Source organism: Nostoc sp. C117 (assembly GCF_043099735.1).
In the GTDB taxonomy this organism is placed as follows: domain Bacteria; phylum Cyanobacteriota; class Cyanobacteriia; order Cyanobacteriales; family Nostocaceae; genus Nostoc.
Map to the genome: position 1 here is coordinate 7,362,277 of NZ_CP170991.1, position 24,288 is coordinate 7,386,564.

General features: G+C 42.3%; 25 protein-coding genes and 1 pseudogene. 14 read left to right on the forward strand and 12 right to left on the reverse strand.

Features of this window, described 5'->3' with window-relative positions:
* Positions 1-57 precede the first annotated feature (57 nt).
* The 6 genes from ACFG4S_RS31475 to ACFG4S_RS31500 form a co-directional block, all read right to left on the reverse strand.
* Positions 58-594 carry an HNH endonuclease gene (locus ACFG4S_RS31475; RefSeq protein ID WP_392532786.1) on the reverse strand — a complete coding sequence of 179 codons (537 nt, stop codon included), beginning with the start codon at positions 592-594 and terminating at the stop codon, positions 58-60.
* A 55-nt stretch (positions 595-649) separates the two neighbouring features.
* Entirely contained in the window at positions 650-892 is a 243-nt protein-coding gene (locus ACFG4S_RS31480; protein WP_392532787.1) for a hypothetical protein, read from the reverse strand.
* 407 nt (positions 893-1,299) lie between these two features.
* Positions 1,300-1,872, reverse strand: coding sequence for an antibiotic biosynthesis monooxygenase (locus tag ACFG4S_RS31485; RefSeq protein ID WP_392532788.1), 573 nt, complete (start codon positions 1,870-1,872; stop codon positions 1,300-1,302).
* Positions 1,873-2,149: 277 nt separating this feature from the next.
* Positions 2,150-3,094 (reverse strand): SMP-30/gluconolactonase/LRE family protein, encoded by a 945-nt coding sequence (locus ACFG4S_RS31490; protein ID WP_392532789.1) that lies wholly within the window; start codon positions 3,092-3,094, stop codon positions 2,150-2,152.
* Between the two features lie 6 nt (positions 3,095-3,100).
* Positions 3,101-3,847, reverse strand: a complete 747-nt coding sequence (locus ACFG4S_RS31495) for an SDR family oxidoreductase (RefSeq protein WP_392532790.1) — start codon at positions 3,845-3,847, stop codon at positions 3,101-3,103.
* Positions 3,848-3,924: 77 nt separating this feature from the next.
* The gene (locus tag ACFG4S_RS31500) at positions 3,925-4,605 is read right to left on the reverse strand and encodes an NADPH-dependent F420 reductase (protein WP_392532791.1); all 681 of its coding nucleotides are present in this window, start codon (positions 4,603-4,605) and stop codon (positions 3,925-3,927) included.
* Between the two features lie 73 nt (positions 4,606-4,678).
* Here ACFG4S_RS31500 and ACFG4S_RS31505 point away from each other — a divergent pair.
* The 5 genes and pseudogenes from ACFG4S_RS31505 to ACFG4S_RS31525 all read left to right on the forward strand — a co-directional run bounded on the left by ACFG4S_RS31505 (position 4,679) and on the right by ACFG4S_RS31525 (position 6,888).
* A pseudogene (locus ACFG4S_RS31505) lies at positions 4,679-5,284 on the forward strand (Uma2 family endonuclease).
* 46 nt (positions 5,285-5,330) lie between these two features.
* Positions 5,331-5,747: a XisH family protein gene (locus tag ACFG4S_RS31510; RefSeq protein ID WP_392532792.1), complete on the forward strand. Its 417-nt coding sequence runs from the start codon at positions 5,331-5,333 to the stop codon at positions 5,745-5,747.
* The gene (locus ACFG4S_RS31515; protein ID WP_392532793.1) at positions 5,735-5,941 is read left to right on the forward strand and encodes an element excision factor XisI family protein; all 207 of its coding nucleotides are present in this window, start codon (positions 5,735-5,737) and stop codon (positions 5,939-5,941) included. Before ACFG4S_RS31510 ends, ACFG4S_RS31515 begins: the two co-directional genes overlap by 13 nt.
* Positions 5,857-6,093, forward strand: coding sequence for a XisI protein (locus ACFG4S_RS31520; RefSeq protein WP_392532794.1), 237 nt, complete (start codon positions 5,857-5,859; stop codon positions 6,091-6,093). The genes ACFG4S_RS31515 and ACFG4S_RS31520 overlap by 85 nt, the downstream gene beginning before the upstream one ends.
* Positions 6,094-6,258: 165 nt before the next feature.
* The gene (locus ACFG4S_RS31525) at positions 6,259-6,888 is read left to right on the forward strand and encodes a retropepsin-like domain-containing protein (protein ID WP_392532795.1); all 630 of its coding nucleotides are present in this window, start codon (positions 6,259-6,261) and stop codon (positions 6,886-6,888) included.
* Positions 6,889-6,930: 42 nt separating this feature from the next.
* On the opposite strand, the gene ACFG4S_RS31530 is transcribed toward ACFG4S_RS31525, so the two are convergent.
* From ACFG4S_RS31530 to ACFG4S_RS31550, 5 genes are all read right to left on the reverse strand, one after another.
* Positions 6,931-7,518, reverse strand: a complete 588-nt coding sequence (locus ACFG4S_RS31530; RefSeq protein ID WP_392532796.1) for a hypothetical protein — start codon at positions 7,516-7,518, stop codon at positions 6,931-6,933.
* Positions 7,519-7,765: 247 nt separating this feature from the next.
* Positions 7,766-8,116, reverse strand: a complete 351-nt coding sequence (locus ACFG4S_RS31535; protein ID WP_012407317.1) for a DUF1257 domain-containing protein — start codon at positions 8,114-8,116, stop codon at positions 7,766-7,768.
* Between the two features lie 142 nt (positions 8,117-8,258).
* On the reverse strand, positions 8,259-9,770 hold the full coding sequence (locus tag ACFG4S_RS31540) for an AAA family ATPase (RefSeq protein ID WP_392532797.1): 1,512 nt from the start codon (positions 9,768-9,770) through the stop codon (positions 8,259-8,261).
* Positions 9,771-9,858: 88 nt separating this feature from the next.
* Positions 9,859-10,212: a hypothetical protein gene (locus ACFG4S_RS31545; RefSeq protein ID WP_392532798.1), complete on the reverse strand. Its 354-nt coding sequence runs from the start codon at positions 10,210-10,212 to the stop codon at positions 9,859-9,861.
* 201 nt (positions 10,213-10,413) lie between these two features.
* Entirely contained in the window at positions 10,414-11,205 is a 792-nt protein-coding gene (locus ACFG4S_RS31550; protein WP_392532799.1) for an FHA domain-containing protein, read from the reverse strand.
* 312 nt (positions 11,206-11,517) lie between these two features.
* Here ACFG4S_RS31550 and ACFG4S_RS31555 point away from each other — a divergent pair, with 312 nt between their 5' ends.
* From ACFG4S_RS31555 to ACFG4S_RS31575, 5 genes are all read left to right on the forward strand, one after another.
* The gene (locus ACFG4S_RS31555) at positions 11,518-12,048 is read left to right on the forward strand and encodes a hypothetical protein (RefSeq protein ID WP_392532800.1); all 531 of its coding nucleotides are present in this window, start codon (positions 11,518-11,520) and stop codon (positions 12,046-12,048) included.
* A 196-nt stretch (positions 12,049-12,244) separates the two neighbouring features.
* Positions 12,245-13,399 carry an NAD-dependent epimerase/dehydratase family protein gene (locus ACFG4S_RS31560; RefSeq protein ID WP_392532801.1) on the forward strand — a complete coding sequence of 385 codons (1,155 nt, stop codon included), beginning with the start codon at positions 12,245-12,247 and terminating at the stop codon, positions 13,397-13,399.
* A 12-nt stretch (positions 13,400-13,411) separates the two neighbouring features.
* Entirely contained in the window at positions 13,412-14,056 is a 645-nt protein-coding gene (locus tag ACFG4S_RS31565; RefSeq protein ID WP_392532802.1) for a DUF4291 domain-containing protein, read from the forward strand.
* A 6-nt stretch (positions 14,057-14,062) separates the two neighbouring features.
* On the forward strand, positions 14,063-15,193 hold the full coding sequence (locus ACFG4S_RS31570) for a glycosyltransferase family 4 protein (RefSeq protein WP_392532803.1): 1,131 nt from the start codon (positions 14,063-14,065) through the stop codon (positions 15,191-15,193).
* Between the two features lie 152 nt (positions 15,194-15,345).
* The gene (locus ACFG4S_RS31575; protein WP_392532804.1) at positions 15,346-17,946 is read left to right on the forward strand and encodes a GAF domain-containing protein; all 2,601 of its coding nucleotides are present in this window, start codon (positions 15,346-15,348) and stop codon (positions 17,944-17,946) included.
* Between the two features lie 26 nt (positions 17,947-17,972).
* Here the strand turns inward: ACFG4S_RS31575 and ACFG4S_RS31580 are convergent, their stop codons facing one another.
* Complete coding sequence (locus tag ACFG4S_RS31580; protein ID WP_392532805.1) at positions 17,973-18,248, reverse strand: hypothetical protein; 276 nt, start codon at positions 18,246-18,248, stop codon at positions 17,973-17,975.
* Between the two features lie 688 nt (positions 18,249-18,936).
* Between ACFG4S_RS31580 and purC the strand changes: the two genes are divergently transcribed.
* The 4 genes from purC (at position 18,937) to fabZ (ending at position 24,009) form a co-directional block, all read left to right on the forward strand.
* On the forward strand, positions 18,937-19,671 hold the full coding sequence (gene purC / locus ACFG4S_RS31585) for a phosphoribosylaminoimidazolesuccinocarboxamide synthase (protein WP_392536128.1): 735 nt from the start codon (positions 18,937-18,939) through the stop codon (positions 19,669-19,671).
* A 139-nt stretch (positions 19,672-19,810) separates the two neighbouring features.
* Complete coding sequence (locus ACFG4S_RS31590; protein ID WP_392532806.1) at positions 19,811-22,357, forward strand: BamA/TamA family outer membrane protein; 2,547 nt, start codon at positions 19,811-19,813, stop codon at positions 22,355-22,357.
* 189 nt (positions 22,358-22,546) lie between these two features.
* Complete coding sequence (gene lpxC, locus ACFG4S_RS31595; protein WP_392532807.1) at positions 22,547-23,395, forward strand: UDP-3-O-acyl-N-acetylglucosamine deacetylase; 849 nt, start codon at positions 22,547-22,549, stop codon at positions 23,393-23,395.
* Between the two features lie 83 nt (positions 23,396-23,478).
* A complete protein-coding gene (fabZ, locus tag ACFG4S_RS31600; protein ID WP_392532808.1) occupies positions 23,479-24,009 on the forward strand; it encodes a 3-hydroxyacyl-ACP dehydratase FabZ in 531 nt (176 codons plus the stop codon).
* The last annotated feature ends 279 nt before the right edge of the window (positions 24,010-24,288 follow it).

The following is a 24,288-nucleotide window of genomic DNA, read 5'->3' on the forward strand; positions in this document are numbered from 1 at the left end:
CTCATCTCCCGCTAACCCTTACGAGTGTAACGGGAGTCTCCTGGGGTTTGAGATGAATTACTCGTTTTCGCTCAGGCGTTGTGCGCTCCAAAACTGCTCTGCAAATGCGACAGCAGGGTGAATTGGAGCTTTGGGTTTAGTCTTCAACACCATAGAAGCTTCATGAAGTAAGCGATCGCTTTTTGTTGAGTTACACTTCTCGCAAGCTATGACAACGTTATCCCAACTGTGCTGTCCACCTCTAGAACGGGGAATCACATGGTCAAGGGTTAAACGCTTGGTGCTACCGCAGTATTGACAAGTATGGTTGTCTCGTTTGAGTACTTCACGACGATTCACGGGAGGTACTTTCCAGTGTCGTTCGGGATTACCCGTCGTCAAACGAATGTGTTCTGGAACTTGTAGTACAAGACTTGGTGAGCGCACTTCCCACTGCTTTGTATTGCCAAAATTCAATGATTCTGCTTGACCAGTAACTAACAGTACTATTGCTCGTTTGATGTTGATACGTGCTAATGGTAGGTAGTTCTTAGAGAACACCACTACCGAGTTTTGTAGTATGTGTGGTTGCTGAGTTCGCTGCTGAGCTTGCATAGATAAAAAACTCCTGAAAAAAATAACCCCCACCTCTGGTTATCAGGAGCGGGGGTCAGGTAGTTGATACTTTTTGCCTGATTTTCGGTGCTGTAACACATTTGCACCTCCCGCTTTGGACAAGTCGATCTGGATTTAACCAAAGAGCGATCGCTTTCAAAATACTTTCACTTGCAGATTTAGCGCCTAAGAACCGATAGTTTCCCTCAAACGCAGACAGGGCAAGTTTTTTGCCGGAACCCTTTTGGGGTTGACAATGCATTACGCTATCAATAATTGAAGAGAATCTGCGTATCATCGAAAAGTTGTAGTATTTGTAGTTGAGACTAATATTCATAATACAAGTGTAGTATGGATTTGTCTAGTCTAAATATTTGTGGAGGATGAGGATGGCGATCGCTAGTGAATGAAGGCTGACAGGAGATAGGGGCAACTGTGTTGTCAATTCCCTCATTTCTGAACTCTACTTGTCTTTCCTTAAAGTTTACAGCAATTTTCAGGTAATGAGCCTATATGCTAGGGTAACACATGTTTTCAGCTTGCCTGATTCGATCCTCGATCAAAAACTAAGTAAGAATTCAGGAGTCAGAATCCAGAATGATTGAAAAGTCAAACGTGCGATGACTTATTGATTTTTATAATTTATTTAGCTGAAGTAGCAAACTATTGTGAATTCTGAATTTTGTATTCTGAATCCTTACTCAACTAATTTCTATACTTTACTTTTGGCGATTTTCCATATAACCAAAAGCTAAAGAAACGGCTGACTCTGGGCATGACAAAATAGGTTAACAGCACAACCATAATGATGGTAACGATCAACGAAATAATTAAAGGAGGTAAACCGCGAAGTAGGGGGACTAGAAACGTATTCAACAAATTTATCAACACAAACACAGCAGACCAAGTTAGCAATGCTGTTTTATAGCGCGGTGGAGTTTTCAGTGGTTTACCGGGAAGAGAAAACCAAGCTTCTAATCCACAGATTTCCTGAACATCAGCGTCAGATTCAATTAAAGGTTTACCTTTATTTAGCCAAAATTCGCGATCCTCTGATGTCATCCATGCTTTCAAATTTTCATAACTGTCAAACCGGAAGATAATCACATATTCAGATCGCACGCCCAGTTGGGGACGAATCACATTTGTTCCCATATGACCGGCATAGGTTCTAGAAACACTAGTAATATCTTTCAACCAAGCCTCATAAGCCTTTTCGCATCCTGGCTTTACAAGTTGCGTAATGACTACGGTCACATATTGATCGTCCGATTCCATCTCCATAAGTTCAGTTGTTACGCATTTAATTTGTACATTTATCTGATGACTGATGACTGAAAATCCGTCAACAGTCAACAGTCAACAGTCAACAGTTAACGAACATCAAGAGTATTTATATACTTTAGACGCGCATCAGTTGATGAGAGTAAATGTAATTTGTAGTCATTAGTTATTTGTCCTTTGTAAATACAAATGACCTGGGATTTTGAATTTACAATCTAAAATCCCAAATCGTTCGACTCAGAGAAGCCGAAGTCTAAAATCTAAAATTCCGTCATTCTGAAGTTAAGGGATATCCAGCTTTACCGACCTCAAGCCGAACAACATTAGCAGGAACGACACCTGTAGGCGGAGGTAAAAACATTCCCCCATTAGTGACAACATAAATTGCGGTGCCGCAGCTACGCCCGTCGTAGACATCGCCTTCTTCTTGACCAAAAGCTACTGCTGTGCTACCAATTACACCTTGCTCGGCTTCAGCAATGATAGTTGTAATGCGATCGGGGGCAATTCGTACTACACTATTGTAAATATGCGTTGCTCCGTAAAGATTGCCTTCGACATCAAAGGCGAAGTCATCAATATTAGTCTGCTCAACAAAGATTTCCGGTTCACCTGGTTGATTTGCGCTATCAACGGGAATCCGCAGCAGTAACATTTTTTCCGTGTTTGAGACGTAGAGAAAATCACCAAAACGCTTCAAACCATTTGCAGCTGGAATTACACTCTCAGTACTACTGCGAGCCAGTATTGGATGTTCTAGCCAAATTGATGCACGAGGTTCGGCAATATCAATCAGCCAGATTGCACCGAGATAGGAATCTGCTGTTAAATACTGAGTGTTAGAAATTGGGGTAATGCCATTGAGAAATATTGCATCTGGCAGTTTTAGCAAGGTTTCCACGGTGCCATCTGGGGCAACTAGAGAAACTACGGGTATAGAATCGGCATTCCATCCTGTTGTTACCAGACTGCCGTTGCTAGTGAAAGCTAAACCGCTGACTTTGCCTTCAACAGTGGCATGAATTTCCTGATTGCCATCTGGAGTAATGCGAACAATCTTACCAACTTCATGATTGCTGACAAAGATTGTATTATCTGGAGCAATCGCTAAATTTTCCAAAAAAGTATTGATCGGAAACGAGGTAAGAATTTTGGCAGGTGCCAATTCAACCCGCGTATCTGAATAAATAGGGGGTAAACCTGGTGAATTTTCCATATTGACCTACCACTGTAATTGAATCGGGCCACCGAACTTCCGCATCTCTGCAAAAAACTGTCCTTGCGCTCCGTCATCCGGCAATGTTGCCAAATAGACAGCGGTTTCAGATCCTTCTTCTGCTGTGAACGGAGCATTTTCACCCCCCATATCTGTCTTCATCCAGCCGGGAGAATAGGCATTCACGAGAATATTAGTATTTTGGAGTTCCTTAGCGAGAATCACAGTTAGCCCATTTACTCCCACCTTGGAGAGTCGATAGGAGGGTGCTAAAGGGTAGTAATCAGTGGGAATTGATTCTAGAGACGCCATTTCCGTCGAAATATTGACGATGCGACCGTAGTTTTCCACCTTCATCAACGGAATTAATGCTTGACAAATTCTAAGTACTGCTAAAACATTAGTTTCAAATGTCGATCGCATGGTTTCGAGTTGCACAGTCAGCAAACTGGACTCCTCTGGCTTAGTTGTGGGATTGACACCAGCATTATTCACCAGAATATCTACTTTGCCATAAGTTTCACCTAGCCACTGGGTAAACTGTTGCACACTTCCATCATTGGTGACATCCAATGCGTGATAGTCAACATCAAGCCCTTCATTGGCAAGCTGCTGCTTGGCAGCAAGACCATCTGTTTTATTACGACTCGTCAGAATTACGCGGTTGCCAATTTGGGACAATTTACGGGAAATTGCATATCCTAGCCCTCGGTTACTGCCTGTTACCACAGCAATCCTTTTTTGAGTTGTCATTTTTATGACCTTGAAACTGCTTTTGATTTTACTGTACTGAGATGCAATGAAATGAATAGATTTGTCCTTTATATGCTTTAACTCAAACTTGAAGCTTGCCGTCCACCTAAACGTTGTCCTGAGGCTGTAGGTAAAACATTGACAGAGATAGTTGCATAAACGCCTTGTTTTTGACCACCTATAATCAGGCGAATAAAATCTCCTAAGCCTTCAACCAATCGAGCATTACGTAAAACACCAGAATCTACTGCTAAAAATCCGATTTCTTCAGCAAGCCCCATCACTGTTTTTCTAGCTTGCTCATCGTCTCCTGCAACAAAAACAGAAACTCCATAATCCTTTAGTGGTTCAGGTGCTAATTCAAAGACTTCTTGCGCCATCGTATTAAAAGCTTTTACCACGCGTGCCTGAGGTACATCTTTACCAAGCTTTTCCGCTAGCGATTCTACTATTGGTGGATAAGCAAATCCTTCAGGAATATCTTGATTATTACAATCAATGATAATTTTATTGTCGAGAACTTCAGGATGAGAAAGCAATTCTTTTGGCATAATGTTGCGTACTGTCCACAAAATTACATCAGCAAACGCCGCCGCCCGATCGTTTGTACCACCTTGCGTTCCGCGTCCGGCGAACTCTGCCGTTGCTTTGCTTTTTTCGGCATCACGGGAACCAAAAAATACTTCATGCCCCTGTTCTGCCCAGAGAATACCTAGAGAGCGTCCCATGTTTCCACTACCAATAATTCCAATTTTCATGAGTTAACCCTCATTCTGGCGTAGATTGCGAAAAGATTATAGTTAAAGCAGGTGAAGTAGCCACGAACCAATTATGACCGCCAACTTAGATGTAGCCACAGAAATTATACCAATGGTCTTGCAACTAGAACCTGCGATCGCCATGACCAACGATCAGTTTTACGAATTTTGTCAGCTAAACCGTGATTTTCGCATCGAACGCAATCCTGCTGGAGAATAATTGATTATGCCCCTGACAGATGCGGAAACTGGACAGCGTAACTTTGAAATTATCGGTCAGTTGGGTATTTGGACAAAGCAAGATGTTAGAGGTGTAGGCTTTGGTTCCAGTGGTGGGTTTACGTTACCGAATGGTGCAGTGCGATCGCCTGATGCAGCTTGGATAAAACGTACACGCTGGGAAGCGATACCAGGAGAACTGCGAAAAAAATTTGCACCGATTTGTCCGGAGTTTGTGATTGAATTGCGTTCAGAGAGCGATCGCTTACAAATTTTGCAAGACAAGATGCAAGAGTATATTGATAATGGGACACAACTTGGTTGGTTAATTGATAGAAAACAACGCCGAGTTTTTATTTATCGTCCTAATATTGCGGTTGAGGAATTAGATAATCCTAAAACCCTTTGCGGTGAACTTTTACTACCTGGTTTTATTTTGGATTTAAGTCAGGTTTGGTAGGGAGTAAGCTAGTTTTATAGTACCGAAATCAAAATTATAGGAATCTATGGCGGCGAAAGACATATTCCATGATGCAGTAAAACGCGCTTTGGAGAAAGAGGGTTGGCTCATCACTAATGACCTGCTTTTCCTGCGTTTTGGTGGTTTGGATATGTACATCGACCTTGGTGCAGAGAAAGTTTTAGCAGCTGAACGAAATCAAGAAAAAATTGCGGTTGAAGTTAAAAGCTTTGTTGCTCCATCTACTACAACTGAATTTAGTACTGCTTTAGGACAGTATCTCATATATAAATTAGCACTTGAAGAAGAACAACCTGAGAGACTTCTATATTTAGCAGTTCCCTTAGACACCTATCGTTCTTTTTTTACTTTAGAACTGCCAGGCTTATTAATCCAACGCTACCAAGTTCGGCTGATTGTTTTCGACCCAGAAGAGGAGGCGATCGTAAAATGGCAAAAGTAGAACAGTACCGTCAACTTATTCAAGAACTGCTGCTAGCTTACAGCGAAATCAAAGCCAGCAACGAAGAAGTCGAAGCAGAAGTTATTTTTGATAGAGAACGCGTTGGGCTTTGCCCCGCCGTAGGCATCGCTACCAAGTCGTTCATGCGGGGTGGTCAAATAAGCGCCGTGTATATGGCTGTGTTTTGCATTTAGATATTAAAAACGAAAAAATTTGGATTCAACACGATGGTACAGAAGGAGGTATCGCCAATGAACTTATTAGTCGAGGTATACCTAAAAAAGACATCGTTTTGGCTTTTCATTCCCCCTTTAAACGACAATTTACCGAGTTCGCTGTTGGTTAAGATGGCTGAAGGTTGAAAGGAACCCAATCACTCAGATAAATCGCGGTGCGATCGCCCATACCGTTCGCGTAGCGTCTCGTAGAGAAGCGGTAGCGAGTCATCGAGCGTCATAGCCCGTCGTAGACATCCCAGAGATATTCCACATCCACGGACAAGATTAAATATATGAACACAACACCCTCTAAAAGTGAAACAGATGAAATGCTCAAGTGGTTGAATCGTAACCGCCAAATGTTATTAGATTTATATAAAAATCAATATATCGCTTACAATGCAAATGGAATAATTGCTCACAGCGAAAATTTACGCGAAATTTTAGCATTAGGTAATGCTGCAAAACAGCCTTTTTTAATTTACCTAGTTCCTCGTCGCACTGCTTCTGTAGAAATTTTACCAATTCACTTCCGCAGCGTGGCTCGCCATGATTGGCAACCAAATTATAAGGTTATTTTAAAACATAAAGATATAGAATCTCATACAACAATGTTAGTAGATTCTGGTGCTGAATTAAGTTTAATTTCATTGAAAGTTGGTCAAGATTTAGGCTATGCTTTGGCTGATTCAGAATCAACTTTGTTGGCAGAAACTATAGGGGGCAGAGTTGAGTACGTTTTACGTAACGTCGAAATGACAATTGATGAACACAATTTTATTACTCCTGTAGCATGGTTACAAACCAACACAGGCGGAGAACAATTGCTTTTAGGCCGAGAAGTTGTATTTGATAAATTTAACATTGAATTTAGGCAAGCTGAGGAGAAAATTATTTTTACATGGCGTGAAGATTTGAAGTAATAAAAATTAGGAGGAACCTTAACTCACCTTACAAACTTACTGCTATTTAGACTTAAGAACTCCTATTTTTTCTGCCCATTTGTAATACACTTGTTCTAAGCTCCCAGTATGAACGCTCCAATACCGTTCACCTTTAGTCTGATTAAATATGACTAGCAACCACTCTTGTTCTTTTACATCTGGAGGTTTAGTTGCAAAAATTAGACATAATTCATCGTTCTCCGTAGCATAATACTCTAGTTTGTAAAGACAACCTTGCCACCCTCTATCATTCATTGTGGTAATTTGAATAGCTGCTGTTTCTAGCTCATTTTGAGGAGTAAAAATAAACACCTCAGAGGAACTACTAGGTTTTTCTAACAGAATTTCTTTTACAACACCTCCAATCTCAAAAAAAGTACTTAATAAATATTTCAACAATTCATCTTTCGTTTTTACCTCTAATTCTTTACAGGCTTCTACGTGAGTAAAGTTTTTGACATCTCGTAAAGTCCAATATCCCATGTGATTCAAAGCATGATGATCCCAACCTTCGATACTATTGCGCCACTCATCTTGCCTTTTTGCAATAACTTTATGCCCAATTTTAGAAGTAAATAACTCGAATAGTTCTCTGATATTTATTTCCATTACTTATGCCTCGAACTAGTTTTTTCTTAATAGAGCTATATTTATATAGTTCCCTAAACCGTTGCTAAAGTTACATCTGAGACTAAGTAAATTCAAAAATATGCTAATAAAACCGCTACAAATAGCAATATCAAAGTCCAAAAATAAAATCGGGACTGAGAAATACATCTCAGTCCCGATAAAAAAGCGGGCTAACCGCTATTTATATGGTTAACCCGTGCAGCTTTGGGAACGCGCAGAGAAATTGTTATTGCAATACCAACTTCACGTTAGCGTTTTGTAGACCGCGCTGTTTTACTTCAGCCAAGGTCTTGTTAACAGCATATTTTTGATTAATGGAGTTGATCAACTCGGTTTGGTTGTGCTTCTTAGCAACGCCCCACAGGTCAGCAATTAGGTCAAAGGAACCATCGCTGTTGCGAGACCAGCCGAGGTCATATTCGCCATCTAACATAGCAACGATGTCAGAACGGACGCGCTGACCGTTATAACCACGGACATCAGCTTCAGTCTTTACGCTGATACCGAGGTCGCGCAAAGAAGCTTTGAGGATTTCGGCATCGGTGATCTTGGTACGCAGGGTGCTAAAGTGAGACATTTGGGTTTCCTCCAATGAGAAGATTGAGAAAAACGACAACGGTTTGTTTTGGGCGAAGCCGCGCTTAGCAGGATGCGGCTTTTTCTTATAACTGCTAGCATTTTCAGCTAGCCTTTCCCCCTGGGATGGCAGAGGAAAGCTTTTAAAACTCCATTCGCTGATATTCAGCTACGGAGGATGCTGCGGGGCGTGCGCGCTGTCTGGCCCAATCTCTCAGAGCCGTTACTTGTTCTTGCATCGTTCGAGACAGCGGCAAGGTTGCCTTCAGTGCAGCAATAATATCTAATTGGGTGAACTCCCGATCTTGGGCAAAAGCTTCATACATTGCCGCAACGATCGCTTGCTCAACTTCTGCCCCAGAAAAGCCATCAGACATCTTAGCTAGTTGCTCAAGATCGAATCGAGAGATGTCTTCACGGCGCTTGGTCAGATGAATATTAAAAATATCTTGGCGTTCTTCCGGTGTTGGCAGATCGACAAAGAAAATTTCATCAAAGCGTCCTTTCCTCAAAAACTCACCAGGTAAGCGTTCTACTCTATTGGCGGTTGCCATCACGAACACTGGTGATTTCTTATCTTGCATCCATGTGAGGAAGGAGCCGAAGATTCTACTTGAAGTCCCCCCATCAGAATCAGAGGAACCTCCACTACCAGCAAAGGATTTATCCAATTCATCGATAAACAAAATCGCTGGGGAAATAGATTCTGCTGTTTTCAGGGCGTTTCGCAGATTTGCTTCACTTCGTCCCACCATTGAGCCGTCGTAAACTCGCCCCATATCCAACCGCAACAGTGGTAAACCCCACAGTCGGGAAGTGGTTTTGGCAATTAATGACTTACCACAACCGGGAACTCCGAGAATTAACATCCCCTTTGGTTGAGGCAAACCATACTCTCTCGCTCTTTCTGTAAAGGCGTTCGAGCGTTGCTTGAGCCATCTTTTTAACTCTTCTAAGCCACCTACAGCATCAATGGTTTCATCTTCTTCGATGTATTCTAAGATGCCATTGCGCCGAATGAGTTGCTTTTTCTCAGATAGAACGATATCTACTTCATCTTCCGTCAAACGCCCTGTAGTTACCTGCGCCTTTCGGTAGACTTTTTCAGCTTCATCTTTAGTTAAACCCAAAGCTGCTCTGAGAAGCTTTTCTCTAGCCTCTGTTGTCAGTCGCCGCCCACGATTTTGATCTACATGATGAGTTAGTACTTTATTCAACTCTGCCATATCTGGCAGTGTAAAGTCTATAACAACAACTTCTTTTTCCAGTTCTATAGGTACTTGTTGCATTGGGGACATCAAAATGATGTTCTTTTGCGTACCTTTGAAGCTGGCGATCGCATCACGCAACGATCTGTTGGTTGCAGGTGCATCAATAAATGGATGTAAATCTTTAAGAATAAATATACTAGGTTCTTTCTGCCGGATTATCCACTCGATCGCTGCCTCTGGAGACACGGTATTATGTTGTGTAACATTTCGGGGTTGACCATATTCAACAATCCCGTGGGTTACTGTCCAAACAAATACTCGGCGCTGGGGCTTTAACAACTGGGCGATGGTGGAAATTGCTTGCTCAGCCCGCTCTTCCTCGGAGGTCACAAGGTAGATTAAAGGGTATTGAGCTTGAATTAGGATATTGAGCTCTTCTTTCATACATCGACCTACACGAGACCTTATAGAGACAGTAGAGACATAGCTTCTAGTAAAGACAAGGGAATAACGAGTTATTCGTTATTCCTACCTAGCAAGGAACCAATTCTTCCTCACCCTTGGGATGGGTTTCATCTTCATCCATTTCATCAATAGAAAGATGCTCTTGACCAACTAACCCCGGTTGATTACCCAAACCAACCAGTTCCCCATCACGTAAGACTAATGAGCTTTCACAAGTTGGGCATGAATAAACTCTATGAGTCCGCCCATAAGATGAAGTTTCTACTTCATCAACTAATTCTGAATTAGACAGATAAAAAACGAGGGCACGCTCTGCAAGTTCTGACATTGCTTGGCAATCGACTGCCGAACGAATCTTCAGTTTTCTGTGCAACTCTGGCGATAAATACAAAGTGACCTTTTGCTTAGTTTGCGTTTGCATATAACTCTTTAACGGTCTTACCCGGGTATGTATATCAAGTTATCGGTTCTTTTCTTGGTTGTCAAGACAGTAAAACGTTTTGACGGCAGTTTTGTTACATTTATTCACACTAGAAGCTGAAATGCTGTTGATAACTAAAACTATGCCGAGATTTTTCCTTGGATGGGAATTAACGATGAACCAATGATTGCCTGACTTGGTTTATTTTTTAACTACTTGGAGCGTCAGCGGATTAAAGTTGAACACCTTTCCGGTTGTAAACAACTGATATCCACAGGAGATGCCAGCGAATGACACTAGCATAGAGAAAAGCGATACCGAGCCAATTACAACACCACTGGCGATGAATAGAGCGATGCCGATGCCAATCAGCACCCATCCCAGTTTCCGATTATCGCGCCCACCCCAATTCAGAGCGACTACGCCTCCCATACACAGCAAAATTCCCGGTGTGCTGCGTAAGTAGACGCTCACATAGATGCTTGTACTTAAAAATGTAATGCCTGCTAGGATTAGCCCTAAACCAATAAGCTTACTGGCAAGGATTACTCGATCTTCTTCTTCTTTGGTGACTCTTGGTGCTGTAATTTTTGTGGGCGCAAAGTTGGGTGTAGGATTTTTTATGGTAGATGCAGAATGCTGCCGCGCCCTAAACATGAAAGTTATTTTATCTCCCTGCCCAAGGCAAACTCTGTCTCCTGGATGCAGTGGAGAAAAAACTTGAGGTTGAAGTTTCGCGCCATTAACATACGTACCATTAGAACTGCCCAAATCGGTGATATGGTACTCATCTCCATTTACCCAAATTTTGGCGTGGATGCGAGATGCCACATCGGAATCAGGTAAACCAGAAATATCAATATCTGGTGGTTTTTGGTCGTTTGGCTTACCGATGCAAATTACAGAAAGATTTGCTGGAAATTGCAAAGATGTGTTGGTTTGGAGGTGAAAAAGCTCTAAAGTTAGCTCGGCTGTCTGAGATGCACTGTACATAGTTGGTGTGATAAAGCACTTCTACAAGCTTCTCTACTGATAAGTCAAAAGAGAATGGTAAATATCCTGAATATTATTGAATTTTTAATGAGCGCTTTTTTTGTGCAATTTATTTGAAAAATACTCAACTACTTTTTGTGGGGTGGGCGACACGAGTGCCTTTGGTTATGGGCAGGTTAAGATGCCCACCCCACAAGAGAATTGAATAATTTATTTATTGGAAGTCCCATAACTCGTAAATTGACGAAGGTATTGATTTGAGTTTCTGGTATTTCTATAAAATCAGTGACTTTGGCAAAATGCGTAATGTAAATGGCTACTGCTAATAAAATCTGTAGTTTGGGGCGAAGAATTTATCGGTTTGCCGCCAGTGTTAGCGGGGTCATTGCCCTGTTAATAATGCTGTGGGGTTGTACTGCCAATGATTTTAACGCTAGAGCGATCGCCTGGAAAACTTATAGCAACTCCCGTTATGGCTTTGAATTTCCATATCCGAGTAACTGGACTTCTTTAACAGCCCCAACAAATAGTGATGGAATTGTGTTTATTTCACCACAGGATAACTCAGTCGAAATTCGGAGCTGGGCAAATCAGCAGCTACCAAATTCGATTCTTACAGACCAAGAATCTGGAAAAAAGATAAAACCCAACTTTCAAACGGCTCAAGGAATGTCTGGAGTGATGGTTGTAGAAGTTGCTCAAGGAGTAGGTTCGATAAGACTGACACTAACTCAGAATCAAGTGAAATACTACTGGGAGGGACGAAGCAACAGCCAAAAATTTCCAGATTATTATCGTTTGTTTTATTACATTGCTCAGCATTATCGGATTACGAAGTCTTGAGTTATGGGGCATGGGTGAATGGGGAGACAAGGGAGACAAGGGAGATAAGGGAGACAAGGAGATAAACAAAACTCTTAACTCCTAACTCAGCACTCAGCACTCCCAATGCCCAAAATTGACATCTCCGCCAGAATGATGATTAAGAGGGGACAGAAACCTGATAGATTTAGCTATCAGCGAGTAAAAACTGGTGAAGATGAAAGTCCTGGTTATTGGTGGTGATGGATATTGCGGTTGGGCAACTGCTCTTTACCTTTCCAATCGAGGTTATGAAGTTGGAATTTTAGATAGTTTGGTGCGGCGGCACTGGGATAATGAACTTGGTGTTGAAACTCTCACACCAATCGCACTAATTCAGCAACGCCTCCAGCGCTGGCAAGATTTGACAGGTAAATCTATCGACCTGTTCATCGGCGATATTACGAATTATGAGTTTCTCCAGAAAACATTACATCAATTTCAGCCAAATGCCCTAGTGCATTTTGGCGAACAGCGTTCAGCCCCATTTTCGATGATTGACCGCGAACACGCGGTTATTACCCAGGTCAATAACGTAGTTGGTACGTTGAACTTACTGTATGCGATGCGGGAAGATTTCCCGGATTGTCATTTGGTGAAGTTGGGGACAATGGGTGAATACGGTACGCCCAACATCGACATCGAAGAAGGGTACATCACTATTGAACACAATGGACGCAAGGATACATTACCTTATCCCAAGCAACCTGGTTCGATGTACCATTTAAGCAAAGTCCATGATAGTCATAACATCCACTTTGCTTGCCGGATTTGGGGATTGCGGGCAACGGATTTAAATCAGGGTGTGGTTTACGGCGTCTTAACCGAAGAAACGGGGATGGACGAATTATTGATTAATCGGCTGGATTACGATGGCGTGTTTGGTACTGCACTAAACCGCTTTTGTATTCAAGCAGCCATTGGACATCCGTTAACTGTCTACGGTAAAGGTGGACAAACTCGCGGATTTTTGGATATTCGGGATACAGTACGATGTGTGGAATTAGCGATCGCTAATCCTGCTGAAGCTGGTGAATTCCGCGTATTTAACCAATTTACCGAACAATTCAGCGTCGGCGACTTGGCCTTAATGGTGAAAAAAGCTGGTAACGCTATGGGATTGAACGTAGAAATCAATCACCTAGATAATCCCAGAGTCGAGAAAGAAGAACATTACTTTAACGCTAAAAACACTAAATTGCTTGATTTAGGTTTACAGCCTCACTTGCTTTCTGATTCTTTACTCGATTCTCTGTTAAACTTTGCCATTAAGTATCAGAAACGAGTCGATCACAAGCAAATTCTGCCTAAAGTCTCTTGGCATAGAAGTTAGGGTAAACTCTGCGTGCGGCTGATTACAGAACCTTATTTAACTCAGCTCAGTAATTGGCCGAAAAATGGTCGTCATATTTTAGCACAATATGACGACCATTCAATTGTTGTTTATCAGGCATATCGTCCAGCTATTGGTGATTTCGCCGCCACCTACGGTTATTTTGGTGGTGAGTTCAGTTTTGACCGCATGAGTTGGATAAAACCTAACTTTCTCTGGATGATGTATCGTTCTGGATGGGGTACAGAAAATGGGCAAGAGGTAGTGTTAGCTGTTTGGATTAAGCGTTCGGCTTTTGATGAAATTTTAGCTGCGGCTGTTCATTCCAGCTACGTTCCAGAACTTTATCCTGATAAAAGTGTATGGCAAAAAGCATTGAAGCAATCACAAGTCCGCCTACAATGGGACCCAGACCATCATCCATCCGGGGCAAAATTAGAACGACGCGCTATTCAGTTAGGGTTGCGCGGTCAAGTCCTAGCTGCTTACGCCAAAGATTGGATTGTGAACATTGAGGACATCTCGGACTTTGTACAAAAACAGCGCCAAAACATTAAGTCTGACTGTGCAGAATTGATTACACCACGGGAGACAGTTTACTCTGTTTTTAATACCGAAACGCGACAAAAGCTGGGATTATCTGCCTGTACTGAATAGTTTTTTATGAGAATTGCTTTATTTACCGAAACCTTTTTACCCAAGGTTGACGGCATTGTAACGCGTCTGCGCCATACTGTTGACCATTTACAGCGCAGTGGTAATCAAGTGCTGGTAATTGCCCCTGATGGAGGCATCACAGAACACAAAGGCGCTAAAGTTTATGGGGTTACTGGCTTTCCTTTGCCATTGTATCCAGAATTACAAATGGCATTACCCCGCCCAGCCATTGGTTACGCCTTAGAAGAGTTTCAGCCAGATGTTATTCATGTTGTGAATCCAGCAGTTTTGGGTTTAGCTGGCATATTTTATAGCAAAACCCTCAAAATTCCCTTAGTGGCGTCTTATCATACGCATTTACCCCAATATCTCCAGCATTACGGCTTGGCGATGCTAGAAGGGTTTCTCTGGGAACTGCTGAAAGGCGCTCATAATCAAGCTGCTTTGAATCTGTGTACTTCAACAGCAATGATGCAGGAATTGACAGCACACGGTATTGAACGTGTAGATTTATGGCAGCGGGGGGTGGATACAGAATTATTTCATCCTGATTTAGCTAGTGTAGAGATGCGATCGCGCTTATCACAAAATCATCCAGAAAGCCCTTTACTACTTTACGTTGGCCGTCTTTCGGCTGAAAAAGAAATTGAGCGCATCAAACCAATTTTAGAGGCAATTCCGGCAGCGCGCTTGGCATTGGTTGGAGATGGTCCCCACCGTCAAGCATTGGAAAAACACTTTGCTGGCACAAATACTCATTTTGTTGGCTATCTTATGGGACAAGAGTTAGGTTCTGCCTTTGCTAGCGCTGATGCCTTTATCTTTCCTTCCCGAACAGAAACACTAGGCTTAGTACTACTAGAAGCAATGGCGGCTGGTTGTCCGGTGGTAGCAGCCCGTTCTGGAGGAATTCCGGATATTGTCACAGATGGAGTCAATGGATATCTTTTTGAGCCAACAGCAGATGTTCAAGGAGCATTAGCCGCTACAGTTCGCCTCTTAGAACAAAAACAACAACGAGACATCATCCGTCAAAATGCTCGCCAGGAAGCAGAAAGTTGGGGTTGGGCAGCTGCGACTTCCCAGCTACAAGATTATTATCAAAAGGTGATATTTTCTCAACAATTGGCAAAATAGGGATTGGGGCATGGGAAGACAAGGGAGACAAGGGAGACAAGGAGATAAACAATACTCCTAACTCCTAACTCCTAACTCCTAACTCCTAGCTCCTAACTCCTAACTCCTAACTCCTAACTCCTAACGCCCAAAATCTAAAATCTAAAATTACCATGACACTCCCCAATCCTGGCAGCGTCTTGGCTACATTAACTGAACTGACTGAAGTTAATCGTATTCACGCTCTACTGCGTCGCGTTAAAGATTTATCTGTTAATGAATTTGTTTGCTTACTCGACTTTATAACAGCTGAATTTCAACAATTTCTGAGAGCTATTGAATTAATCAATAATGAAGCTCTAGAAACTATGTTGGAGAAAGTCCTAGAAGCTATCACACTTAAAATTGGTCAAATACTGCAAGCAGAACATACAGCTATTTTTTTAGTTGACTATGATAAAGGCCAACTTTGGTCAAAAGTTCCCCAAGATAATACTCAAAAATTCTTAGAAATTCGTACTCCCATTACAGTGGGTATCCCCGGTCATGTTGCTAGTACTGGTCAGTATTTAAATATATCTGAAACTTATACTCATCCTTTATTTAGCCCAGAACTAGAAAAACAAATGGGCTATAAAATTCACAATATTTTGTGTATGCCAGTTGTTAGTAGCAAAAACCAAATTGTGGCAGTAGTACAACTGGCTAATAAAACTGGAAATATTCCCTTTAATTATGATGATGAAGAACGTTTTCGAGATTTCGCTGCTTCTATTGGGATTATCTTAGAAAGCTGCCAATCTTTTTATGTAGCTGCTCGGAATCAAAGAGGCGCAACAGCTTTGTTGCGGGCAACTCAAACACTGGGGCAAAGTCTGGATTTAGAAGCAACTTTGCAAATTGTTATGGAGCAAGCTCGAATTTTAATGCAAGCAGACCGCAGTACGCTATTTCTATATCGTAAAGAAATGAGCGAACTCTGGACTAAAGTAGCGGCGGCGGCGGATGAAACAAACTTAATAGAAATTCGCATTTCTGCTAACCGTGGCATTGCTGGCTATGTGGCTTCCACTGGTGAAGCTCTAAATATTCCTGATGCTTACAAAGACCCACGTTTTGACCCAACTACAGATAGAAAAACTGGGTATGTAACTAGGAATATCTTGTGTTTGCCAGTATTTAATTCCGCAAATGAATTGATTGGCGTAACGCAATTAATTAATAAGCAACAAAGCAGTTTTACTGCTTCTGATGAAGAGTTTATGCGGGCTTTTAATATTCAGGCGGGAATTGCTTTAGAAAATGCTCGTCTGTTTGAAAATGTATTGTTAGAAAAACAGTATCAAAAAGACATTTTGCAAAGTCTATCTGATGCTGTAATTTCTACAGATATGGCAGGAAGAATCGTCACAATTAATGATGCAGCACTAGAGTTATTAGGTTGTTCCATAAAAGACGCTAATACCAAAAGCAACAAGCTGTTATGGGAACAAAATTTGATTGGTCGCCGAGTTTGGGAAATTGTACCAATTGAAAATCTCCAGATGCGGCTAGAAGATAGTTTAAAAACTGGAGCAAAACATTATGTACCAGAACAAACTTTGATAGTGGGAGTGCATCAAGTTATGAGTGAAACTCACGACGAGCTAAACATCCCGCTACCGCTAACAGCGCTTTATTCTCAGCATTCAATTTTAGCAGTGCGCGATCGCCATAACCCCGATATCTTTATTCCCTGGAATCAACTCCTCACTCCCCCATCTCAGTTTCTCACTTCCGAGCAGGTGCAAATATTAGAGCGCAGCACCAATCTCACTGTCAATCCTCTAACTAATCCAGAAGGCGGTGTCAGGGGTGGTTTGGTGGTATTGGAAGACATCAGTCAAGAAAAACGGATGAAAACTACCATGTCTCGTTATTTGACGCCCCATGTCGCCGAACAAGTTATGGCTTTGGGCGAAGATGCCTTAATGGTGGGTGAACGCAAAGAAGTAACTATTTTGTTTTCTGATATCCGAGGCTACACAACCCTTACGGAAAATCTCGGTGCTGCTGAGGTGGTATTGCTGCTCAATCAGTATTTTGAAACAATGGTGGAAGCAGTGTTTAACTACGAAGGCACCCTCGATAAATTTATTGGTGATGCTTTAATGGCGGTATTTGGTGCGCCGCTACCGCTAACAGAAAATCATGGTTGGAGGGCTGTGCAGTCGGCGTTAGATATGCGACAACGCTTAGAGGAATTTAACCAGCGTCGAATTATCCAAGCACAGCCACAAATTCATATTGGTATCGGGATTAGTTCTGGAGAAGTGGTTTCCGGTAATATTGGTTCTCGCAAACGCATGGATTACACCGTAATTGGCGACGGCGTAAATTTGAGTTCGCGCTTGGAAGCGATAACTAAGGAATATGGTTGTGATATACTTTTAAGCGAATTTACTTACCAATTGTGCAGCGATCGCATTTGGGTGCGCGAGTTAGATAGAATTCGAGTCAAAGGGAAACACCAGGCTATAAATATCTACGAGTTAATTGGCGATCGCAGTACTCCTTTAGATGCCAACACTCAAGAGTTTTTGTTTTACTATCATACTGGACGCTCTGCTTATTTATCGCGTAACTTCGCCCAGGCGATCGCTTGCTTTGAAGCCGCCAAACGTATCAAACCCAAAGACCAAGCTGTAGATATCCAACTAGAACGTGCTTTCAATTACCAACAAACCCCGCCTCCAGAGTCTTGGGATGGTGTTTGGACAATGCTTTCTAAGTAATCATTGGTCAGTTCCTAATACCCTATTCAACCTTGAGCCTCACCTTGGTTATCCTGGAATGGGTCTTCACCGATTCTCAGCTCTTTTTTTGAGCGCTTCAATTGTCTCCATAAATCCTTTATTTGGTCGTAAGCTTCATTTGGAGGTAGTTTTCCACCTGTTTCTAAGTTGCAAATGTAACTTACTCTTTGAGCAAATTCCTGTAGATTAGCATTAAAGACCAAGTTTTCTGGTTTTACTTGACCGTAGTAACGACCACGAGGATATAGAAAATCATCCTTATTCACTATTCTTTTCTCCATTTATTAAATTTCTCTTATTTCTCTTTGAAGCCCAATCAGTAATTACCCCCCATCTTTCTTTACTTTTGTCAGATAGGGAAATCAAATCATTTAACTCTATTTCCAAGCACTGATGCGGGAATTGGTTGATTCAGAGTTTGAAACTGTGAAGATAAAGCTTAAAATGGTCTCACCGTAAACCTTACAAAGAAAGTCTCTGCTAAAGTAACTAGAGAAAATTTTTGACTTTCTTCCCAATTATCAATTTATATCATCTTAATTTATGAAATTTAGATTGAAACTAACCTAGTATAAACCATTACCTAGAAAGTATAAAAACATACTTTTAAAAAAAGATAATTTTCTTTGGATAAATAATTACAAGCAAGTATTTGGTTAATAAACTCCATAGTCAAAATTTACTATCTACTAAAGCTAATTGTCTTCTATTAAAAGTTAGAGATGGAGTTGTGAATCTTTACTAATTGGCTTCTGGACAGCGAGGATTGACCCGAAAACCAGATTGTGACAATTATCTTCACTGAATAAATTTTCTCTAAAGTCAGATAAAAAGCCCCATTCTTCGACAAAAACTGACACAACGCGTTTTTGAATCATCAGCAATGGCTAATGGTTAGTAACTAAAGATAAAATGGTGAAGCCTCAAAGGACAAATTACCGTCCATCGCCTAGAACTCTACCTGCCACCATGTCTGTTAATTCCAAACTATACGAAGGCAAAGCCAAAATCCTCTACACCACGGACGATCCGGAAGTCTTGTTGGCTGATTTTAAGGATGACGCCACGGCGTTTAACGCCCAAAAACGTGGCAGTATTCAAGGAAAAGGAGAAATTAATTGTAGCATTTCCAGCCAGCTTTTTAAACAGTTGGAAGCAAATGGTATAAAAACTCACTTTATCGACAGTCCTACCCCGAATCAGATGCGGGTGAGGGCAGTAAAGATTTTGCCATTAGAAGTTGTGATTAGAAATATTGCTGCTGGGAGTTTGTGTCAGCAAACAGGGTTGCCAGTGGGTACAATTCTGAAACAGCCTTTGGTTGAGTTTTATTACAAAAGCGACCAATTAGGAGATCCTCTGTTGACACGCGATCGCCTGTACCTGCTAGAACTAGCTACGCCGGAACAAGTGGATGCAATTACACATCTAGCATTGCAAATCAACGAGTTTCTGATTGGCTTTTGGCAGCGGTGCGGCATTACCCTGGTGGACTTCAAACTAGAATTTGGTTTGGACTCACAACAGCAGTTGCTCTTGGCAGATGAAATTAGCCCCGACACCTGCCGTTTGTGGGATACCAGAGAACAAGATTCAAACCGCCGGGTAATGGACAAAGACCGTTTTCGTCGGGACTTAGGGAATGTAGAGGATGCCTACCAGGAGGTTTTACAAAGAGTACTAAAAGCAGTAGAGAGTAATTAATTATTAAATGGGGAAAAATAAATTAAACTCGTGTGGATTGTCATTAGTCATTTGTCCTTGGTCATTTGTAACTAATGCCCAATGCCCAATGCCCAATTTCTGATGGTGTGTGTGGTTGTGAAGAGGAATCATAAGTAAAATGCGTTTATCTCCCGTATTGCTAGCAGCAGTAGCAATTGCAGTGCCTTTGGGCGGCTCGCCGAGTGCAAATGCACAAACTGCCAAAAGTTCAAAACAGACAACAGAAGTTTTGACAATAGAAACAAATCAGCAGCCAGAAAAAGACACTGGTCAGGGTAACTCTAGTGAGAGTTTAAAATCTTTGCGTAATGCCACAGAGGTTGCAGAGGCGGAGCATCTCCGGTCTCGCGTTGTCGCAGTTTTCCCTGGTAAAAAAACAGGAGCGATGTCTATCAACAAGCCGCTCCCCGTATACACCACGTCAGGGGTCATAGTGCCAACCTCCACAACAAGAACGGCACAAACCCATCAAATTAATCCAAACCCTACTCCACAAACATCTCCAGCTCCAGAGATTCCAACGCGTTCCCCTACTCCTGAGACTACTCCAGTCCCAGAAAATGTTAACCCCCCGACAACGGAACCTCTGTTACCCACAACTCCAGGAGATACTCAACAGCCATCTCCTGCTCCCGAAATTCCCCAGCCTGGTAGTCAACAAAGAACACCAGCCCCAGCCCCAGCCCCAGGAACTACTCCCCAAAATACTCAACCTGGTGCAACACCAGCTCCAGGAACTACTCCCCAAAATACACAACCTGGTGCAACACCAGAAGCCACCGATCCTCGCGTACTAGTATCGGAAGTAGTAGTTAAATCTCAAACTGGGCAATTATCACCAGAACTAGAAGAACAAGTTTATAAAGTCATTCGTACCCAACCAGGACGAACTACAACCCGTAGCCAACTCCAAGAAGATATTAACGCTATCTTTAGTACTGGCTTCTTCTCCAACGTCCAAGCAGCACCAGAAGATACACCCTTGGGAGTGCGAGTTAGCTTTGTTGTGCAGCCAAACCCTGTGTTAACCAAGGTACAAGTGCAAGCCAATCCTGGCACTGGTGTTGCATCTGTGCTACCAGCTAATACTGTAGATGAAGTCTTCCGCGACCAGTACGGCAAAATCCTCAACTTACGTGATTTGCAAGAAGGCATCAAGCAGTTAAATAAGCGTTATCAAGACCAAGGTTACGTCTTAGCCAATGTAATTGGAGCGCCCCAAGTCTCTGAAAACGGAGTTGTTACCTTGCAAATAGCAGAAGGGGTAGTGGAAAACATTCGAGTCCGTTTCCGCAACAAAGATGGACAGGAGACAGACGAGAAAGGACAACCAATTCGTGGACGAACGCAAGATTACATCATTACGCGAGAATTGGAATTAAAGCCAGGACAGGTATTCAATCGCAACACAGTCCAAAAAGACCTACAGCGCGTGTATGGACTGGGACTGTTTGAGGATGTAAATGTCTCCCTTGACCCTGGTAGCGATCCCAGCAAAGTTGATGTAGTAGTCAATGTGGCTGAACGCAGCAGTGGTTCTATTGCTGCTGGGGCAGGGATTAGTTCTGCTAGCGGACTTTTTGGCACAGTTAGCTATCAACAGCAAAACCTGAATGGTAGGAACCAAAAACTGGGAGCAGAAGTACAGGTGGGAGAACGGGAACTGTTATTTGACCTGCGATTTACCGACCCGTGGATTGACGGAGATCCTTATCGGACTTCTTACACAACCAATCTTTTTCGCCGCAGTTCCATTTCCTTGATTTTTGATGGCAAAAATGAGGATATTAGGACGTTTGACCCAAATAATCCCACTAATACAGATTCTCAGGATCGCCCCCGCATTCTCCGGATCGGTGGCGGTGTCACATTTACCCGTCCCCTCTCCACAAATCCTTACAAAACTTCTGTCTGGACTGCCTCAGCAGGTATACAGTATCAACGAGTTTCCGCCCGTGATGCTGATGGAAATCTCAAAAAAACAGGAGGGCTATTCAATAATGATGGAGTTCCCATTGACCAGAATGGAAACCCCACCAGCGATGGTAAACCAATCGAAGTTCCATTGACAGAATCTTCAGGAGGTCAAGACGATTTACTACTACTGCAAGTGGGTGTACAGCGCGATCTCCGTAATAATCCTTTGCAACCTACGAGCGGTTCTTATCTCCGCTTCGGCGTCGATCAGTCAGTTCCTATAGGATTAGGCAATATTTTCCTCACTAGATTGCGGGGTAGCTACAGCCAATATATCCCCGTCAGCTTTATTAGTCTCAGCAAAGGGGCACAAACCCTAGCATTTAACTTGCAAGCAGGAACAGTACTTGGTGACTTGCCGCCCTATGAAGCCTTTACCCTTGGGGGTAGCAACTCCGTTCGGGGTTATGAAGAAGGAGCATTAAGTAGCGGACGCAGTTATGTCCAAGCATCAGTTGAGTATCGGTTTCCGGTTTTTTCAGTAGTTAGCGGCGCACTATTTTTTGATCTCGGCAGCGATTTGGGAACTACTACCAGAGCGGCTGAAGTGTTGAACAAAAATGGTAGTGGCTTTGGTTATGGTCTCGGCGTTCGCGTCCAGTCTCCTTTGGGACCAATTCGGATTGACTACGGTATCAACGATGACGGTGATAGTCGGATTAATTTCGGTATTGGCGAAAGGTTTTAATTGCTCATTGGTCATTGGTGAATAACAAAGGACAAATGACAATTCTCTTTCCTAATTAACTTGCTAATTGTTACGTTTGCCTCAATACTGTTCCGATAAAGGGATTAATGACATTTTTGAGCGAATATCAGGGGTTTTACCAAAAGAGACTATGAACAATACTCAAATAAATATATTGACTTTTCGGTCATGCAACAGCACACTCTAGCAGCTCCAATCACCCAAACTGGAGTGGGACTGCATAGTGGTGTGACTACACAAGTGCAAATACTACCAGCTGAAGCTGGCAGCGGACACTACTTTGTGCGGGTGGATTTACCGGATTTGCCAATAATTCCAGCCCAAGTTGCAGCGGTTAATCACACTGTTCTTTCAACACAGTTGGGTAAGGCTGAGGTATGTGTTCGCACTGTAGAACATTTGTTAGCAGCACTTTCAGGTATGGGTGTGAATAACGCCCGTATTGAAATTGATGGTTCAGAAGTACCACTTTTGGATGGTTCTGCAAAGGTGTGGGTAGCTAATATTGCTGAAGTTGGCTTAGTAGCACAATCTGTTGAGAAGCAGGAATCTTTGGCTATTAAGGAACCAATATGGGTTTATCAAGGGGATGCTTTTGTATGCGCCCTCCCAGCACCAGAAACTCGTTTTAGTTACGGTATTGATTTTGACTTACCCACCATTGGTAATCAATGGCACAGTTGGTCACTAACGGCGGAAATAGAAAATTCTTCTGCTAGCTTTGCTGCCGAAATTGCTCCTGCTCGCACTTTTGGGTTACTGCATCAAATTGAACACTTACAAAAAACAGGGTTAATCAAAGGTGGCAGTTTAGATAATGCACTTGTTTGTGGTTCTGAAGGCTGGTTAAATCCACCATTAAGATTTGCAAATGAGCCAGTCCGTCATAAAATCTTGGATTTAGTAGGAGATTTAAGTTTACTAGGAACTTTTCCTGTTGCTCATTTCTTAGCGTATAAAGCCAGCCACAATTTACACATTCAACTGGCTCAGAAAATTTTAGGTTTGGGATTTTAGATTTAAAGTTTAAAATCCTAGCTTATTAAGGGTTTCAATATACGAGTACTCAATTCACCGATTCAAAATTAACTACACGGCTAATGTCAATCCTTACTGAAGTGAATAGCAGCGATCGCACCACATCTTCATCTACCGAACAACAGGACACAAATGAGACTAAAATCACATCTGAGATTAAAACAACTTTCACATCTGAAGAGATTCAGAAACTCTTACCCCACCGCTACCCATTTTTACTTGTAGATAAAATAATTGATTACGTCCCCGGTAAAAAAGCTGTTGGCATTAAAAATGTTACAGTGAACGAACCCTGTTTCCAAGGTCATTTCCCTGGACGACCACTGATGCCAGGAGTGCTAATTGTTGAAGCAATGGCACAAGTTGGAGGTATTGTCTTAACTCAAATGTCTCAGAGTGAAGATAAACTGTTCGTCTTCGCAGGTATCGATAAAGTGCGCTTTCGTCGCCAAGTCGTACCGGGAGATCAACTAGTAATGACGGTGGAACTGCTATGGGTAAAACAACGTCGTTTCGGTAAGATGCGAGGTACTGCCGAAGTCGATGGTCAACTCGCTTGTGAAGGCGAATTGATGTTTTCTCTAGTTAACTAAAAGTTTGCTTTCGTGGTATGGGCATAGCCGTGAATTGCCCTTACTAAATCCTGAAAGAGGATAGCAGTTAAAAAATCCACAACAGCATCCTAATAATTTCTTGATTTTCGACGCCCTCTCTTACGAGACGCACTCACGTTCACACTTAACTTGCTTTGCCCGACACTTTTGTTCCCTGAAATAATCATGTTCAGCAATGCCAGTCGCCTCAATGGAACGGCAGTCGCTACAACTCTTTTAAAGAGAGCAAGGTGCTGCTTTACAAATCCCTGACGGTGC

Excerpts from the sequence above, each read along its gene's own strand:
- ACFG4S_RS31560 (WP_392532801.1), top strand. The coding sequence starts at position 12,245 with ATGAAAGTCCTGGTTATTGGTGGTGATGGATATTGCGGTTGGGCAACT.
- ACFG4S_RS31590 (WP_392532806.1), top strand. The coding sequence starts at position 19,811 with ATGCGTTTATCTCCCGTATTGCTAGCAGCAGTAGCAATTGCAGTGCCT.
- ACFG4S_RS31575 (WP_392532804.1), top strand. The coding sequence starts at position 15,346 with ATGACACTCCCCAATCCTGGCAGCGTCTTGGCTACATTAACTGAACTG.
- ACFG4S_RS31485 (WP_392532788.1), bottom strand. The coding sequence starts at position 1,872 with ATGGAATCGGACGATCAATATGTGACCGTAGTCATTACGCAACTTGTA.
- purC (WP_392536128.1), top strand. The coding sequence starts at position 18,937 with ATGTCTGTTAATTCCAAACTATACGAAGGCAAAGCCAAAATCCTCTAC.
- ACFG4S_RS31510 (WP_392532792.1), top strand. The coding sequence starts at position 5,331 with ATGGCGGCGAAAGACATATTCCATGATGCAGTAAAACGCGCTTTGGAG.
- ACFG4S_RS31530 (WP_392532796.1), bottom strand. The coding sequence starts at position 7,518 with ATGGAAATAAATATCAGAGAACTATTCGAGTTATTTACTTCTAAAATT.
- fabZ (WP_392532808.1), top strand. The coding sequence starts at position 23,479 with ATGTCAATCCTTACTGAAGTGAATAGCAGCGATCGCACCACATCTTCA.
- ACFG4S_RS31550 (WP_392532799.1), bottom strand. The coding sequence starts at position 11,205 with ATGTACAGTGCATCTCAGACAGCCGAGCTAACTTTAGAGCTTTTTCAC.
- ACFG4S_RS31525 (WP_392532795.1), top strand. The coding sequence starts at position 6,259 with ATGAACACAACACCCTCTAAAAGTGAAACAGATGAAATGCTCAAGTGG.
- ACFG4S_RS31555 (WP_392532800.1), top strand. The coding sequence starts at position 11,518 with ATGGCTACTGCTAATAAAATCTGTAGTTTGGGGCGAAGAATTTATCGG.
- ACFG4S_RS31515 (WP_392532793.1), top strand. The coding sequence starts at position 5,735 with ATGGCAAAAGTAGAACAGTACCGTCAACTTATTCAAGAACTGCTGCTA.
- ACFG4S_RS31475 (WP_392532786.1), bottom strand. The coding sequence starts at position 594 with ATGCAAGCTCAGCAGCGAACTCAGCAACCACACATACTACAAAACTCG.
- ACFG4S_RS31500 (WP_392532791.1), bottom strand. The coding sequence starts at position 4,605 with ATGAAAATTGGAATTATTGGTAGTGGAAACATGGGACGCTCTCTAGGT.
- ACFG4S_RS31495 (WP_392532790.1), bottom strand. The coding sequence starts at position 3,847 with ATGACAACTCAAAAAAGGATTGCTGTGGTAACAGGCAGTAACCGAGGG.
- ACFG4S_RS31540 (WP_392532797.1), bottom strand. The coding sequence starts at position 9,770 with ATGAAAGAAGAGCTCAATATCCTAATTCAAGCTCAATACCCTTTAATC.
- ACFG4S_RS31570 (WP_392532803.1), top strand. The coding sequence starts at position 14,063 with ATGAGAATTGCTTTATTTACCGAAACCTTTTTACCCAAGGTTGACGGC.
- ACFG4S_RS31535 (WP_012407317.1), bottom strand. The coding sequence starts at position 8,116 with ATGTCTCACTTTAGCACCCTGCGTACCAAGATCACCGATGCCGAAATC.
- ACFG4S_RS31580 (WP_392532805.1), bottom strand. The coding sequence starts at position 18,248 with ATGGAGAAAAGAATAGTGAATAAGGATGATTTTCTATATCCTCGTGGT.
- ACFG4S_RS31480 (WP_392532787.1), bottom strand. The coding sequence starts at position 892 with ATGATACGCAGATTCTCTTCAATTATTGATAGCGTAATGCATTGTCAA.
- lpxC (WP_392532807.1), top strand. The coding sequence starts at position 22,547 with ATGCAACAGCACACTCTAGCAGCTCCAATCACCCAAACTGGAGTGGGA.
- ACFG4S_RS31545 (WP_392532798.1), bottom strand. The coding sequence starts at position 10,212 with ATGCAAACGCAAACTAAGCAAAAGGTCACTTTGTATTTATCGCCAGAG.
- ACFG4S_RS31490 (WP_392532789.1), bottom strand. The coding sequence starts at position 3,094 with ATGGAAAATTCACCAGGTTTACCCCCTATTTATTCAGATACGCGGGTT.